Annotated in this window: 14 protein-coding genes; 7 read left to right on the top strand and 7 right to left on the bottom strand. The window is 63.3% G+C overall.

Going from position 1 to position 14,407, the window contains the following annotated elements; all coding sequences use genetic code 11:
* The first annotated feature begins 71 nt into the window (after nt 1–71).
* Nucleotides 72–878 (top strand): alpha/beta hydrolase, encoded by an 807-nt coding sequence (locus CO676_RS00705; protein WP_014766726.1) that lies wholly within the window; start codon nt 72–74, stop codon nt 876–878.
* Between the two features lie 256 nt (nt 879–1,134).
* Nucleotides 1,135–1,755, top strand: a complete 621-nt coding sequence (locus CO676_RS00700; protein WP_041414850.1) for a transglutaminase-like cysteine peptidase — start codon at nt 1,135–1,137, stop codon at nt 1,753–1,755.
* A gap of 107 nt (nt 1,756–1,862) precedes the next feature.
* Here the strand turns inward: CO676_RS00700 and mbfA are convergent, their stop codons facing one another.
* The 3 genes from mbfA to efp form a co-directional block, all read right to left on the bottom strand.
* Nucleotides 1,863–2,846, bottom strand: coding sequence for an iron exporter MbfA (gene mbfA / locus CO676_RS00695; RefSeq protein WP_097519325.1), 984 nt, complete (start codon nt 2,844–2,846; stop codon nt 1,863–1,865).
* Between the two features lie 118 nt (nt 2,847–2,964).
* Nucleotides 2,965–4,206: a cyclopropane-fatty-acyl-phospholipid synthase gene (cfa1, locus tag CO676_RS00690; RefSeq protein WP_097519324.1), complete on the bottom strand. Its 1,242-nt coding sequence runs from the start codon at nt 4,204–4,206 to the stop codon at nt 2,965–2,967.
* A gap of 178 nt (nt 4,207–4,384) precedes the next feature.
* Nucleotides 4,385–4,954: an elongation factor P gene (gene efp, locus CO676_RS00685; protein ID WP_014766721.1), complete on the bottom strand. Its 570-nt coding sequence runs from the start codon at nt 4,952–4,954 to the stop codon at nt 4,385–4,387.
* Nucleotides 4,955–5,115: 161 nt separating this feature from the next.
* Between efp and epmA the strand changes: the two genes are divergently transcribed.
* Nucleotides 5,116–6,168 (top strand): EF-P lysine aminoacylase EpmA, encoded by a 1,053-nt coding sequence (epmA, locus tag CO676_RS00680; protein ID WP_097519323.1) that lies wholly within the window; start codon nt 5,116–5,118, stop codon nt 6,166–6,168.
* A complete protein-coding gene (locus tag CO676_RS00675; protein WP_014766719.1) occupies nt 6,165–7,217 on the top strand; it encodes a lysine-2,3-aminomutase-like protein in 1,053 nt (350 codons plus the stop codon). Before epmA ends, CO676_RS00675 begins: the two co-directional genes overlap by 4 nt.
* Nucleotides 7,218–7,282: 65 nt before the next feature.
* On the opposite strand, the gene CO676_RS00670 is transcribed toward CO676_RS00675, so the two are convergent.
* Complete coding sequence (locus CO676_RS00670) at nt 7,283–7,948, bottom strand: OmpA family protein (RefSeq protein WP_097519526.1); 666 nt, start codon at nt 7,946–7,948, stop codon at nt 7,283–7,285.
* 228 nt (nt 7,949–8,176) lie between these two features.
* Here CO676_RS00670 and CO676_RS00665 point away from each other — a divergent pair, with 228 nt between their 5' ends.
* Nucleotides 8,177–8,815, top strand: coding sequence for an exopolysaccharide biosynthesis protein (locus CO676_RS00665; protein ID WP_097519322.1), 639 nt, complete (start codon nt 8,177–8,179; stop codon nt 8,813–8,815).
* Nucleotides 8,816–8,831: 16 nt separating this feature from the next.
* On the opposite strand, the gene CO676_RS00660 is transcribed toward CO676_RS00665, so the two are convergent.
* The 3 genes from CO676_RS00660 to CO676_RS00650 all read right to left on the bottom strand — a co-directional run bounded on the left by CO676_RS00660 (nt 8,832) and on the right by CO676_RS00650 (nt 11,092).
* Nucleotides 8,832–9,857, bottom strand: a complete 1,026-nt coding sequence (locus tag CO676_RS00660) for a histone deacetylase family protein (protein ID WP_097519321.1) — start codon at nt 9,855–9,857, stop codon at nt 8,832–8,834.
* Nucleotides 9,858–9,983: 126 nt separating this feature from the next.
* On the bottom strand, nt 9,984–10,511 hold the full coding sequence (locus CO676_RS00655; protein WP_097519320.1) for a GNAT family N-acetyltransferase: 528 nt from the start codon (nt 10,509–10,511) through the stop codon (nt 9,984–9,986).
* 2 nt (nt 10,512–10,513) lie between these two features.
* Nucleotides 10,514–11,092, bottom strand: coding sequence for an XRE family transcriptional regulator (locus CO676_RS00650; protein WP_041414849.1), 579 nt, complete (start codon nt 11,090–11,092; stop codon nt 10,514–10,516).
* A gap of 143 nt (nt 11,093–11,235) precedes the next feature.
* Here CO676_RS00650 and CO676_RS00645 point away from each other — a divergent pair, with 143 nt between their 5' ends.
* Together CO676_RS00645 and lepA are read left to right on the top strand one after the other, a co-directional pair.
* The gene (locus CO676_RS00645) at nt 11,236–12,477 is read left to right on the top strand and encodes an MFS transporter (protein ID WP_097519318.1); all 1,242 of its coding nucleotides are present in this window, start codon (nt 11,236–11,238) and stop codon (nt 12,475–12,477) included.
* A gap of 61 nt (nt 12,478–12,538) precedes the next feature.
* The gene (gene lepA / locus CO676_RS00640) at nt 12,539–14,374 is read left to right on the top strand and encodes a translation elongation factor 4 (RefSeq protein WP_014766713.1); all 1,836 of its coding nucleotides are present in this window, start codon (nt 12,539–12,541) and stop codon (nt 14,372–14,374) included.
* The last annotated feature ends 33 nt before the right edge of the window (nt 14,375–14,407 follow it).

The raw sequence follows: 14,407 nt of genomic DNA, 5'->3' as shown, positions 1-14,407 counted from the left end.
CATCGAGGCTCTGGCGAATCTGTTTTTGGCAGGATATCTGATCGAAACGGGTGTTTGCGAGGAAATATGCGATGTCAGCGATGCCGGCCGAAACCGAAATCACGCGGATAATGGTGGGTACGGCCGGTGCGGCGCGCAGCATCGCCATGCGGGTTTTCAGCGCCGAACCGGCCTCGGAAAGCCCCGCCCTCGTCTGGCTCGGCGGCTACCGCTCCGACATGACCGGCACGAAGGCGGTCGAGGTCGAACGTCACGCGCAAGCGGTCGGAACGAACTGCGTCCGCTTCGACTATTCCGCCCATGGCGCTTCCGGCGGCGACTTCAAAGAAGGCACGATCTCACGCTGGCTCGAAGAAAGCCTCGCCGTCGTCGATCACGCGGTCGCCGGGCGCATGATCCTGATCGGTTCCTCCATGGGTGCCTGGCTCGCCCTGCGCCTTATCGAAGAACTGAGGGCGCGCGGCCAAGGGAAACGTGTGGCCGGCCTGGTGCTGATCGCCCCCGCCCCGGACTTCACCGCCGAGCTGATCGAACCCAATCTGACGACGGCCGAGCGGACTTCGCTTGCCGAACGGGGCTATTTCGAGGAGCCGTCGGAATATAGCCCCGAGCCCAACATCTTCACCCGCGCCCTGATCGAGGACGGGCGGCAAAACCGGGTCCTCAAGGGACCGATCGAGACGGGCTGCCCGGTGCATATTCTTCAGGGGATGCGCGATTTGGATGTGCCCTATACGCACGCGCTGAAGCTCATGGAGCACATGCCGGCGGACGACGTCGTCATGACCCTCATTCGTGACGGCGACCACCGGTTGTCGCGCGAGGAAGACATCGTCAAACTGAAACAGGCCATCAGCGCCATGCTTGCCAAGGCCTGAGTCCCCGGCCGGCTTCCGTTAACACTCCGACCCCATTTCAGAACGCATCCCGGATGGCCCGGAATGCAGGGCTTCCGCTGTCTTTCGATGGGTGATCTTAACCATAAAGGTCAATCCGACGAATCGGTAGATTGACTCACGCGGTCCGAGCATATTAACTCTTTGTTAACGATTAGAGCAGCGCTAGGGGAAGCCTACAAAAGCTGTCATCAACTTGAGATTGCGCGTGCGGCGCACGCGCTTGCAGGGGATCTGTATGGCATTTTGGACCGGGGTAAAGACAGGCGTCGCGGCATTCTGCGCAATTTTCATTTCGGCAAGCATGGCAATTCCCGCACAGTCGGGATCCACTCCCTGGATGCAGACCGGCTCGGCAACTTCCCAGCCGATCGGGCATTTCGAGTTCTGCCAGAAGAACAGGAGTGAATGCGGCGTCCGGTCTCGGGCGGGCGCGCCGCCGCGTGTCACGGCAGGCGGCTGGGCCGTCATCCGGCAGGTGAACGCCGCCGTCAACCGCGAGATTTCGCCGGTCACCGACCAGGAGCTTCTCGGCAGGGACGAGGTCTGGTCCTATCCGAAAGGGCGGGGCGACTGCGAGGATTTCGCGCTCGAAAAGCGCCGGCGCCTGATGCAGCGCGGCTTTGCTGCCGGCAATCTGTTGATGACCGTGGTGCGCAAACCCGACGGCGAGGGCCATGCGGTGCTGACGGTGCGCACCGCCCAGGGCGATTTCGTCCTCGACAATCTCGACAACGGTGTCAGGCTTTGGACCAATACGCCCTACCGCTTCCTGAAGCGCCAGGCTTCCAACAATAGCGGCCGCTGGGTCACGATCGACAACAGCGCCGAGGTGCTCGTCGGCTCCGTCGGCAGATAAGCAGCCAGACAATTCGAATGAAGAAGGGCCGGTTCTCGGCCCTTTTTTCATGCCGTCCGTTCATACGCATGTTCCCAAGACCACTGCGCAGTTTTCGGCAAGCTGCATCAGGCATTGCCGATGACGATGCCGGCCGCCAGCACCAGGCCGCCGCCGAGCACGACCTGGAAGGCCGCTCTGAGGAATGGCGTTTCCATGAAACGGTTCTGGATGAAGGCGATGGCCCAGAGCTCGAAGAAAACGATCGCCACCGCGGTCACCGTCGCCGTCCAGAAATGCGGTATCAGATAGGGGAGCGCATGGCCGAGACCGCCGAGCGCCGTCATGATGCCGGAGGCGAGGCCACGCTTGACCGGTGAGCCGCGGCCGGAAAGCTTGCCATCATCATGGGCGGCTTCGGTGAAACCCATGGAAATGCCCGCACCGACCGAGGCCGAAAGCCCGACCAGGAAGGTTTGCCAGGTATCCTGAGTTGCAAAAGCGGCGGCGAAGATCGGCGCCAGCGTCGAAACCGAACCATCCATCAAGCCTGCCAGGCCCGGCTGCACATAGGTAAGAATGAACTGGCGATGCGATGTCTGGTCTTCCTCGGCGCGGACGTCGGCGGGTGTATGCCTTTCGCCGAGACGGCGCGCGAGAGATTCATGCGCCTTCTCGGCGATCGCCAGATCCCCCAACAGCTTGCGCGTCGCCGCGTCGCGCGTCCGTGCCGCCGCCTCGATATAGAAGCGGTGGGCCGCCTCCTCCATGGCCTCCGCCTCGGCACGTGCCCTTTCGATCGGCATCTCGGCAATCAGCCAGTCCGGCTTGCGCTCCGGAAAGCCGCGCACATGCTCGCGCCGGATGAGCGGAATGCGATTGCCGAAGCGAGCGACATGCAGGTCGATCAGGGTCTTTCGATGGTGGCTCTCTTCTTCGGCCATGGCCTCGAAGACCCTGGCGGAGTGCGGATATTTTTCCCGCAGCGCATCCGCATAGGCGAGGTAGATGCGGCCGTCATCCTCTTCCGAAGAGACGGCGAGCGCCAGGATTTCCTGTTCGCTCAAGGACAGAAACGGGCGCTTGGAACGGGAGAAGAGGCGGGAGAACATCGGCAGCAACCTTCTTTAGAATAATTCTAAAGAAATAGGAGTCGCCGGGCGACGTCAAGTCGGCTTGGTGAACCGGCGCATAGGTCCTGCTGTATGCTTCCTCAATCTCGGGCTGGCCTCAAATCGCCAGATCCAGCGCCTTTTCCCGCTCGATATAGGCGCGTTGCTGGTCGGTGATGTAGTCGCGCACGATTGGCGCCGCATCGCGCGAGCGCGACAGCTGCATGTGGAAGACCAGCTGGCTGCCGGTGCGGAACATCATTTCGGCGCTGATCAGGTAGAACTCCCACATCCGGGCGAAGCGCTCGTCATACATCGCAATGACCTTGTCGCGATTTTCCTCGAACCGCGCGCCCCAATGGGCAAGCGTCGTCGCGTAATGGACGCGCAGGAATTCGAGATCCGTCACCCACAGGCTGTTGCGCTCGACGACTTCGAAGACTTCCGACAGGGCCGGCGAATAGGCGCCCGGGAAGATATACTTCCTAAGCCAGGGACTCGCCATGCCGGGCGGACTCATATGGCCGATCGAGTGCAGAACGGCGAGGCCGTCATCCGGCATCAGAGCGTTCAGCTTCTTGAAATACTCGTCGTAGTGATGCACGCCGACATGCTCGAACATGCCTACCGAGACGATGCGGTCGAAGGGCCCCTCGACATCGCGATAGTCCTTCAGCTCGAAGCGCACCCGGTCGGCCATGCCGGCAGCGCGGGCTCGCTCGGAGGCAAGCGCCTGCTGCTCCTTCGACAGGGTGACACCGAGGACCTCGACATTTTCGAGCGTCGCCAGATAGAGCGCCAGATCGCCCCAGCCGCAGCCAATGTCGAGCACTTTCATGCCGGGCTTCAGGCAAAGTTTTGCGGCCAGCAGCCGCAGTTTGTTGCGCTGCGCCGCCTCCAGCGTCTCGTCCGGCTCGCGGAAATAGGCGCAGGAATAGAGCATGTTCTCGTCGAGGAACAGCTTGTAGAAATCGTTGCCGAGATCGTAGTGATGGGCGACGTTCTGCTGCGCCTTGCCCTTTGGATTTGCCTGCTGGCGCTTGCGGAAGCGCATCTTGATCGCCCGCAACAGCTTCTGGAGAGGATAGGAGCCGAGCGACAGCCGGTTGATCGAGAAGAGCGTGAGAAAGTCACGCAGCGTCGACCCCTCCTCGAAGCGCATCGTCCCGTCCATATAGGCCTCGCCGGCGGCGAGCTCGGCATTGAGGACGAGACTGCGATAGAGCCGCTTATCGGTCAGCCGCATCGTGACGCTCGGCCCCTGCTCTCCGGCGAAGACGTGCCTCTTGCCGTCGGCGTCGATCACCGTCAGGCTACCCTTGCGGATGAAGGCTTTCATCATGTGCGACAGTGGAAACATGCAATTCCTCGATCTCGTCCCGCCTCCAGCGGCGGCACGTGACCCTAAACAGCGGGCCCCTAAAATGCACGCTCAATTTTGCAGGGTTTCCGCGATCGCATCTTGAGTTGTGGAAAGCACAAATAAAGGGGCGGCAGGCAAAGCCCGCCGCCCCTTTCGATAGCGGTGAGCGCGCTATTCAATCCTTGGCGCGCTCGACATAGGAGCCGTCTTCCGTGGCGATGACGACGCGGGTGCCCGCCTGGATATGCGGCGGCACGAGCGTGCGCACGCCATTTGAGAGGACCGCCGGCTTGTAGGATGAAGAAGCCGTCTGGCCCTTGACGACCGGTTCGGTCTCGGTGATTTCGAGGATAACGTGACGCGGCAGGTCGATGGCGATCGCGAGGCCCTCGTGGATCGACAGCATCACCGCCATGCCCTCTTGCAGATAGGCCTTCAAATCGCCGATGTCTTCGGTGGTCATGACGAGCTGGTCGTAGCTTTCGGGATTCATGAAGTGAAAGCCTTCGCCATCTTCATAAAGGAAGGTGTGCTCGCGGTCCTCGACGAAGGCGCGCTCGACCTGCTCGGTGGTGCGATAGCGCTCCGAGACCTTCACGCCGTCGGAGATGCGGCGCATGTCGACCTGGGTGACCGGCGTGCCTTTGCCCGGATGGAAGTTCTGGGCGGTGAGCACGACATAAAGCTTGCCGTCGACGTCGAGAACGTTGCCCTTGCGGACCGAAGAAGCGATGACCTTGACCATTAGTCTTCCTTGTAACAGAGGTATGCGCGACACGCGCGGGCCGCGACTGGCCCGGAAAGGACGCGAAAATTTCGATTTCGCGCCGCCACTACCCTAATTCCGGGCAAATAGCCAGCCTGAGCCGGCATTCGCGTGGAAAGAAAGCTTGGATCGAACCGACCATGCCGCATGCTTCACCCTGGTGGACCCCGGATGTCCATGCCGACCGGCGCCCCTTCCTGATCGGACGCAACCGCATCCAGTCGGCGCTGCGCCGGTACTTCGGCGAGCGCGACTTCATCGAGATCGATACGGCGACGCTGCAGCTGTCACCGGGCAACGAGGCGCATCTGCACGCCTTTGCAACGCAAGCGCTTGGGCCCGACGGATCGGTGCAGCCGCTCTATCTGCACACCTCGCCGGAATTCGCCTGCAAGAAGCTGCTCGCTGCCGGCGAAAGGCGCATCGTCTGTTTCGCCCATGTCTACCGCAACCGCGAGCGCGGCCCGCTGCACCATCCGGAATTCACCATGCTCGAATGGTACCGCGCTGACGAGAGCTATGAGACGCTGATGCGCGATTGCGCCGACATCCTCGCGCTTGCCGCCGAGACCGCCGGCGCGGCGTCTCTTACCTACCGGGGCAGAAGCTGCGATCCCTTCAAGGAACCGGAACGGCTTTCGGTGGTCGAGGCTTTCGCGCGCTTTGCCGGGATCGACCTCCTCGCCTCCCTCGCGAAGGATGGCACGACGGACCGTGAAAGCCTGGCCGCAGCCATGCGGGAGGCAGGTCTCCGCGTCGCCGACGACGACAGCTGGGCGGATCTCTTCAGCCGCGCGCTCGTCGAAAAGGTCGAACCCAATCTCGGCTTCGGCCGGCCGACGATCCTCGACGCGTATCCGGTCACTGAGGCCGCACTCGCCCGTCCGACGCCGCGCGACCGCCGCGTCGCCGAGCGTTTCGAGCTTTATGCCTGCGGGATCGAGCTTGCCAATGCCTTCGGCGAACTGACCGATGCGGCCGAACAGCGCCGCCGCTTCGAGCTGGAAATGACCGAAAAGGCGCGGGTCTATGGCGAAACCTACCCGCTCGACGAGGATTTCCTGGCGGCACTTGCCATCATGCCGGAGGCGAGCGGCATCGCCCTCGGCTTCGATCGTCTGGCGATGCTGGCGACCGGCGCCTCCCGCATCGACCAGGTCCTCTGGACGCCGGTGGCGGAGGTCAGGAGATGACCGCGGAACGCGCCCTCAGGACGGCACGCGAGCTCGTCGACGCCGGCCTGGTCGAAGCCTCGGCCGAGGCAGCGATCTCCCGCGTCGCCTCTCGATACGCCATCGCCATCAGCCCCGCTGTTGCAAACCTCATCGACCGAGACGATCCGAATGATCCGATCGCCCGGCAATTCGTGCCCGATGCGGCAGAGCTGATGCTCATGCCGGAAGAGCGGGCCGACCCGATCGGCGACAGTGCGCACAGTCCCGTCTCTGGCATCGTCCACCGCTATCCGGACCGGGTGCTGCTCAAGGCCGTGCATGTCTGCCCGGTCTATTGCCGCTTCTGTTTCCGCCGCGAGATGGTCGGTCCGCAGGGACTTGGCACGCTGACGACCGGCGAGCTCGACGCGGCAATCGCCTATATCGCCGATCATTCGGAGATCTGGGAGGTGATCCTCACCGGCGGCGACCCGCTGGTGCTCTCGCCACGGCGGCTCCAAGAAATCATGGAACGCCTCGGCGCGATCGGCCATGTCAAGGTCGTCCGTTTCCATACGCGCGTACCGGTCGTCGAGCCGGATCGCGTCGATGCGATTCTCATCGCGTCACTCAAAAGCAGCGGCAAGGCGACCTATGTGGCGCTCCACGCCAATCATCCACGCGAACTGACAGAGGAAGCGCGGGCCGCCGCTGCCCGGCTGATCGATGCGGGGATCGTCATGATCAGCCAATCGGTGCTGCTGAAGGGCGTCAACGACGACCCGGGGGTGCTCGCCGACCTGATGCGCGCCTTCGTCGAGACGCGGATCAAGCCCTATTACCTGCACCATCCGGATCTGGCGCCCGGCACCAGCCATTTCCGGCTGACGATCGAGGAGGGCCAGGCGCTCGTCGCCGCGCTGCGCGGCCGCGTCTCGGGCCTCTGCCAGCCGACCTATATCCTCGACATTCCCGGCGGCCACGGCAAGGCCGTCGTCAGCGCAAGCGCGATCGAGGCGGAAGGAGGTGGCTGCTACACCGTCACCGATTTCCGCGGAAACGAGCACAGCTATCCGCCGCAAGGCTGACGCGATCTACGCAGCAAAAAGGCCGCGCGGAACTCCACGCGGCCTTTGCAATTTTCCAAGAGAACTCAGCCCTGCTTGATCGGCGCGATGGAGATTTCGACGCGGCGGTTCTGGGCGCGGCCGGCCTCGTTGGCGTTCGATGCGACGGGCCGCTCCATGCCATAGCCCATGGTCGAGATGCGCCGCTGATCGATGCCGCGGCCGGCCAGATAGTTGGCGACGGAGGCGGCGCGGCGTTCCGAGAGGCCCTGGTTGTGGGAGGCGCTGCCGGTCGAATCGGTGTGGCCATCGACGTCGATCAGCGTCTTGTTGAACTTGCGCAGCACGATCGCGACCGAATCGAGCGTCGGGTAGAAGGGCGGGATCACCTGGTCGCGGTCGGTCGCGAAGGTGATGTTCGACGGCATGTTGAGAATGATGCGGTCGCCGGCACGCGTCACCGAGACGCCGGTGCCCTGCAGCTGGGCGCGCAATTCGGATTCCTGCTGGTCCATGTAGTTGCCGACCAGGCCACCGCCGAGCGCGCCGATGCCGGCGCCGACGAGCGCGGCATCACGGCGTCCGGCAGCACTGCCGCCGACCAGGAGGCCGGTTGCGGCGCCGAGGCCCGCGCCGATCAGCGCGCCACCGGCCGTGTTCGACATCTTCTGTTCTCCCGTATAGGGATCGGTGGTCGTGCATCCGGAAAGATAGATGGCCGCGACAGCCAGGATGGCGCATTTCTTGATCATCGAATCAATGGTCCCCATTGTGCTAAAGGTGCTTCATACTATCGATTGCGGCAGGAAGATGAAGGGGCGCCGCGCTTTCCACACGGACGGGCAATAGACGACGCTTCGGCACTGCAGCATTTGCGCCTTGCTTCGCCACATTGCTGTCCAGAGCGCCCGCTAACCGAAGCTTCACAGGCTCGCGCTAGGTATCGCTGCCTGGGCGGGATCAAGCGAGAGGAACGATATATGGCGATCGAGTTCGACGACACGCAGCGCAGTCTCAGCGATACGCTGACCGGCATGATCGCTTCGATCCGAGGCAATACGATCACGCTGCGCGAGCTGATGATCGAGATCGGCGAGCACGGCTTCCTGCTTTTCTGCGCGCTGCTGACGCTGCCGTTCCTGATCCCGGTGTCGATCCCCGGCGTCAGCACCGTGTTCGGCGCGGCGATAATTCTCATCTCGCTGGCGATCACCCTCAACCGCCTGCCCTGGCTGCCAAAGCGCATTCTCGACCGGCAGATCGAAACCGAAAAACTCGTGCCGACCTTGAAGAAGGGGGCGGCGCTCGTCGCGAAACTCGACCGCTATGTGCGCCCAAGGCTGCTTTTTTTGACTGATGGCGCCGTGATGAACCGCTTCAACGGCCTGATGATCATGGCCGGCGGCGTACTCCTGTTGTTTCCGCTCGGGCTGATCCCGCTGTCGAACACGCTGCCGGGCATCGCCATCCTGCTCTTGTCACTCGGTATCATCCAGCGCGACGGACTGATGGTGACCGGCGGCTATCTCTTTCTCGTCGCGACCGCAATCTATTTCGCCGTGCTCGCCTATCTCGCCTTCGCCGCCGGCCAGGGTCTGTCTCAGTTCTTCGTTTCGTGAGCCGGCTTCCGGGCGGTCACCGGGCGATCCCCTTCAGCACATTCGCGACGTTGAGGCCGATCTCCGGCACACCATAGCCGCCTTCCATGCAGACGACGACGGACAGGCCCGTCATTCGTAAGCGCTCGCCCATGCGCAAAAAATCCTCCGATTTCAGCTTGAAGAAGCTGATCGGATCGCGCTCGAACGTATCGACCCCGAGCGACAGGACGAGGGCTTCCGCGCCGAAACCGGCGATGCGTGCGAGGGCGTCGTCCATCGCCGCTACCCATGTCTCGAAGGTGGTGCCGCGCGGCAGCGGATAGTTCTTCGTCGAACCGAGCCCCTCTCCTGATCCCTCCTCGTCTGCAAAACCGAGGAAATGCGGAAACGCATCGACGGGATCACCGTGCAGCGAGGCGAAGAAAACGTCACCGCGCTCGTAGAAAATATCCTGCGTGCCGTTGCCGTGATGGAAATCGACGTCGAGGACGGCGACTCTTGTGGCGCCGCGGTCGCGCAGGCGCTGGGCGGCGCAGGCGGCGTTGTTGATGAAGGAGTAGCCGCCGAAGAGATCGATCGCCGCATGATGGCCGGGCGGCCGGCAGAGCGCGAAGGCAGCGCGGTTGCCGCCAGCGACACGATCGGCCGCCGAAATCGCGCAGTCCATTGCGGCGCGCGCGGCGGCAAAGGTGCCCTCGGTGATCGCCGTCTCGGCGGCGAAGGCATAGTAGCCGAGCGCCCCGTCGATATCCTTCGGGGGATGCTGGCGCATGCGGCGGGCGGGAAAGCAGGCGGGGATCGCCTCGCCACGATAGCCGTCGGCCACCCAGCGCTGCCAGGCGGTCTCGATGAATGCGAGATAATCGGCCGAATGCAGCTTCAGCGCCGTCTCCATACCATGCCGTTCGGGCGCGACGATGTCGGCGAAGCCTGCCTCCTTGACCGCTGCAAGGATCCACTCGGCCCGGAACGGCGCCTCGAAGGGCGGCACGAGCTCGCCGCCATGGAGTTCGGTCTTGGCGTCTCTGAGCTTATGGTCTTCGGAGTAGTAGACGCGCATTGTGGTTGTCCTGATTCACGGTGGTCTTGGGGAGTCACCCTCTTCACGATTCGGTGAAGCGGAATTGCGGCTGGCGACTGCCTCTCATCCCGCTGACAGCGGGATGAGAGGCAAGCCATTCTTCCACTAAGCCGATAGATGCTTGTAGAGGAAAGTGGTCGCGCAATAGCGTCCGTCTGGCATCAGCGCGTAGTCGGGAACGACGCCGGCGCGCAGCCAGCCGAGGCGCTCGTAGATCGCCTCTGCCGGCTCGCCGGTCGCGGTGTCGAGCACCAGAACTCTCCGACCACGCTTCCGCGCCTCGGCTTCTGCCTTTTCCATCAGCCGGCGGGCGAGACCCAGGCCGCGCGCGTCCCGGTGCACCAGTAGCTTCTTGATATCGGCGCGATGCGGCTGGTTCGGCATCGTCGACACACCGAGCTGCACCGTCCCGACCGCCCGTCCATCGACCTCGGCGACGATGAGCACGGTCTCCGCACGGCCGACGGCAGCAGCGATTCCCTCCCAGAACGGCACGGCGTCTTGCGGTCCGAAGGGCTGCATGAAGCCGACCGAGGCGCCGCCTTCGACGCAGTCGGCGAGGACCTCCGCAAGCGCCGGCAGCGCGACCCGGGTTTCTTTTTCGGTAAGCACGCGGATGCGGATATCGCTCATGATCAAACCTTGGTGCGGCAGAGGATGACGGCGTAATGCGCCGGGTCGTCATAGGGATTGTGGAAGATGTGGGCCTCTTCGAGCCCCATGAACAGGCAGTCGCCGGCCTCGAGCACCTGCGGCCCGCTCTCCATTGTCAGTTCCAGCCGGCCGGAGAAAAGCCAGAGATGCTGGGTGATGCCGCGGTCGCCGGGCTGGCGCTCGAAGACGACGCGGGCGCCCGGCGGAAACTCGACCTCGACGATATCGACCGGCGAGCCGAGACCCTCCGGCGATACTGATCGGCGCAGATAGCCGCTTTCCGGATCGCGCCAGAGCCGCTGCTCCGCCCGGCGTGCCACCGGGGAGACGTTCGCCGCGGTTGAGGCAAAAAGCGCCGAGAGCGTCGTACCGAGCGCGCTGCAGAGTCTTGCCAGCAACTGCGCCGTCGGGCTTGCCTCGCCGCGCTCGATGCGCGAGATCATGGCGCGGCTAACCCCGGAGCGCGTCGCCAGTTCGTCGAGCGTGAGAGCCTGAATCGTGCGCAGCTCACGTACACGTTCGCCGATCGTCTGTTCAAGGGAGGTGATCGCCTGTTCCATTATTTGAGAATGCATTTCTCATATAGTAGAGTCAAGCCACTCACCATGCTACAAAAATAAATTTCTCGAATGCCGCTCCGGCGACAATGCGACGGGCGACGCCGCGCTAGTTTGCCTTGAGGAAAGCGGCGGAGGACCGGCATATGGAAAGGGACCGTTCGTCGCTTCTGTCGATTGCCAGCATCGTCACGTCGATGACGGCTGTCGCGATCGGCAACGGCATGATGCTCGCCTACGTCCCCTTCGTGCTGACGCGCTCCGCGGCACCGGACTGGGTTCCAGGCGCTGCGGTCACGGCAATCGCCTTCGGCGGCCTGATCGGCTGCGTGCTGGCGGGCCCGCTGATCCGCCGCGTCGGACATGCGCGGGCCTTCTCCTGCTCAATGGCACTGGTCATTCTCGCGGCCGTGCTGATCAGCCTCGGCGTCCATCCCATTCTCTGGATCTTCGCGCGCGCACTCTATGGAGCGGCCGCAAACACGAATTTCATCATCACCCAGAGCTGGCTGAACCACGCGAGCGACAACCATTGGCGCGGCAAGGCCATGGCGCTCTTCTACATGGCCTATGTGATCGGGCTTGGGGCCGGCGCCTGGCTGTTTGGGCGCATCCCGGTCGAAGGCAATTTCGCGCCGATCGTGACGATCTTCTTCACGGCGCTCGCCATCCTGCCAATCGGGCTGACGCGCCTGCCGACGCCGCCCGCACCCGGCAAGGTCAGCATCGACATCGCCATGGCCTGGCGGAACTCCCCGGTCGCCTTTATCGGCGTGCTTGCCTCCGGCGGACTCTCGATGCTGGTGCAGGGCTTCACGCCCATCTATGCCGCCGCCAACGCGATGACCCAGAAGGACGTGGCGACGCTGATGTTCATCATGCAGTTCGGATTGCTGGTCATCCAATATCCGATGGGCGCGCTTTCCGACCGCATCGACCGGCGCATCGTGCTGATCGCCACCTGCGCCCTGATCGTGGCGGCGGGCTTCGCGGCGCTCGTCGTCTCCTTCGATAGCCTTCCCCTGCTGTTGCTCGCCTTCGCGCTCTTCGCCGGCGCCGTCGAAACGGTCTACTCGATTGCCAATGCGCATGCCAACGACCGCACCGATCCGGCCGATTTCGTGCCGCTCGCCAGCACCATGCTCGTCGCCTGGTCGGCGGCGGCGACGCTGGTGCCGATGCTGGTGACCCTGCTGACGCCCGCCTTCGGGCCGCAGCTGTTTATCTACGCGACGATGACGGTGGCGGTCCTCTATGCGGCCTTCGTGCTGGTTCGCCTGCGGCTGCGTGAACGCGTGCCGCCGCAGCAATGCGAGACCTTCGAACTCAGAAGCGCGCAGGTGCCGAATGCGGGGGCGCTCGCCGAGGCCGAAGCGCCTTCGGAATAGCCGGATTTATAGTGAACGAAGCCTTCATTTCCCGCTTTGCGCCGCCTGATCGCACTGCTATATGCGGCCCATGAGCACACCATCTTCCAAGACGCCCCTGTCGCATATCCGCAACTTCTCGATCGTGGCCCATATCGACCACGGCAAATCGACGCTGGCCGATCGGCTGATCCAGTCGACCGGCGGTCTTGCCGAACGCGAGATGTCCGAGCAGGTGCTGGACAGCATGGACATTGAGCGCGAGCGCGGCATCACCATCAAGGCCCAGACCGTGCGGCTGCACTACAAGGCCAATGACGGCGACACCTATGTGCTGAACCTCATCGACACGCCCGGCCACGTCGACTTCGCCTACGAGGTTTCGCGCTCGCTGTCGGCCTGCGAGGGCTCGCTGCTCGTCGTCGACGCCAGCCAGGGCGTCGAAGCCCAGACTCTCGCCAACGTCTATCAGGCGATCGACAACAACCACGAGCTCGTCACCGTGCTCAACAAGATCGATCTGCCGGCGGCCGAGCCCGAACGGATCAAGGAGCAGATCGAGGAGGTGATCGGCATCGACGCCTCCGACGCCGTGCTGATCTCGGCGAAGACCGGCCTCGGCATTCCGGACGTGCTCGAAGCGATCGTCCACAAGCTGCCGGCGCCGAAGAGCCTCGGCGGCGACGCCGCTCCGTTGAAGGCGCTGCTCGTCGACAGCTGGTACGACGCCTACCTCGGGGTCATGGTTCTGGTGCGCGTCATCGACGGAACCCTGAAAAAGGGCATGACCATCCGCATGATGGGAACGGATGCGAAATACCAGGTGGAGCGCGTCGGCGTGCTGACGCCGAAGATGGTTGCGATGGATTCGCTCGGCCCCGGCGAGATCGGCTTCATCACCGCCTCGATCAAGGAAGTGGCCGATACCCGCGTCGGCGATACAATCACCGAAGACAAGCGGCCGACGGCCAAGGCACTGCCGGGTTTCAAGCCGGCCCAGCCCGTCGTTTTCTGCGGTCTATTTCCCGTCGACGCCGCCGACTTCGAGGACCTGCGCTCCGCGATGGGCAAGTTGCGCCTTAACGATGCGTCTTTCTCGTTCGAAATGGAATCCTCCGCCGCGCTCGGCTTTGGCTTCCGCTGCGGCTTCCTCGGCCTTCTCCACCTTGAAATCATCCAGGAGCGGCTGGAGCGCGAATTCGATCTCGATCTGATCGCGACCGCGCCATCGGTCGTCTACAAGCTGTTCATGAACGATGGCTCAGAGCGTGAGCTTCACAACCCCGCCGACATGCCGGATGTCGTCAAGATCGCTGAAATCCACGAACCGTGGATTCGCGCGACGATCCTGACGCCCGATGATTATCTCGGCGGCATCCTGAAGCTCTGTCAGGATCGGCGCGGCATCCAAGTCGAGCTCACCTATGTCGGCAGCCGAGCAATGCTGACCTACGACCTGCCGCTCAACGAAGTTGTTTTCGATTTCTATGACCGGCTGAAGTCGATTTCCAAGGGCTACGCCTCCTTCGACTACCAGATCACCGACCACCGGGAAGGCAACCTTGTGAAGATGTCTATCCTCGTCAACGGCGAGCCGGTAGACGCGCTGTCGATGATGGTGCACCGCATGGCGGCGGAAAAGCGCGGCCGCGAAATGTGCGAGAAGCTGAAAGAGCTGATCCCGAAGCATATGTTCAAGATCCCGATCCAGGCCGCCATCGGCGGCAATGTGATCGCGCGCGAAACCATCTCGGCACTGCGCAAGGACGTGACCGCCAAGTGTTACGGCGGCGACGCTACCCGCAAACGCAAGCTTCTGGAAAAGCAGAAGGCCGGCAAGAAGCGCATGCGCCAGTTCGGCAAGGTGGAGATCCCGCAGGAGGCGTTTATCGCCGCGCTGAAGATGGGCGATGAGTGATTGACACGGAATCGGTGCAGTCGGAACGTTCTC

The sequence above is a fragment of the Sinorhizobium sp. BJ1 genome (assembly GCF_002531555.1).
Classification (GTDB): Bacteria; Pseudomonadota; Alphaproteobacteria; order Rhizobiales; family Rhizobiaceae; genus Sinorhizobium; species Sinorhizobium fredii_B.
This window is presented reverse-complemented; position numbering and strand designations above follow the sequence as displayed.

What these genes read in the sequence shown, in the direction of transcription:
- mbfA (WP_097519325.1), bottom strand. Translation starts at nt 2,846, where the DNA reads ATGTTCTCCCGCCTCTTCTCCCGTTCCAAGCGCCCGTTTCTGTCCTTG.
- CO676_RS00660 (WP_097519321.1), bottom strand. Translation starts at nt 9,857, where the DNA reads ATGCGCGTCTACTACTCCGAAGACCATAAGCTCAGAGACGCCAAGACC.
- efp (WP_014766721.1), bottom strand. Translation starts at nt 4,954, where the DNA reads ATGGTCAAGGTCATCGCTTCTTCGGTCCGCAAGGGCAACGTTCTCGAC.
- CO676_RS00700 (WP_041414850.1), top strand. Translation starts at nt 1,135, where the DNA reads ATGGCATTTTGGACCGGGGTAAAGACAGGCGTCGCGGCATTCTGCGCA.
- CO676_RS00650 (WP_041414849.1), bottom strand. Translation starts at nt 11,092, where the DNA reads ATGGAACAGGCGATCACCTCCCTTGAACAGACGATCGGCGAACGTGTA.
- lepA (WP_014766713.1), top strand. Translation starts at nt 12,539, where the DNA reads ATGCGGCCCATGAGCACACCATCTTCCAAGACGCCCCTGTCGCATATC.
- CO676_RS00670 (WP_097519526.1), bottom strand. Translation starts at nt 7,948, where the DNA reads ATGATCAAGAAATGCGCCATCCTGGCTGTCGCGGCCATCTATCTTTCC.
- CO676_RS00675 (WP_014766719.1), top strand. Translation starts at nt 6,165, where the DNA reads ATGACCGCGGAACGCGCCCTCAGGACGGCACGCGAGCTCGTCGACGCC.
- CO676_RS00645 (WP_097519318.1), top strand. Translation starts at nt 11,236, where the DNA reads ATGGAAAGGGACCGTTCGTCGCTTCTGTCGATTGCCAGCATCGTCACG.
- CO676_RS00665 (WP_097519322.1), top strand. Translation starts at nt 8,177, where the DNA reads ATGGCGATCGAGTTCGACGACACGCAGCGCAGTCTCAGCGATACGCTG.
- cfa1 (WP_097519324.1), bottom strand. Translation starts at nt 4,206, where the DNA reads ATGTTTCCACTGTCGCACATGATGAAAGCCTTCATCCGCAAGGGTAGC.
- CO676_RS00705 (WP_014766726.1), top strand. Translation starts at nt 72, where the DNA reads ATGTCAGCGATGCCGGCCGAAACCGAAATCACGCGGATAATGGTGGGT.
- CO676_RS00655 (WP_097519320.1), bottom strand. Translation starts at nt 10,511, where the DNA reads ATGAGCGATATCCGCATCCGCGTGCTTACCGAAAAAGAAACCCGGGTC.
- epmA (WP_097519323.1), top strand. Translation starts at nt 5,116, where the DNA reads ATGCCGCATGCTTCACCCTGGTGGACCCCGGATGTCCATGCCGACCGG.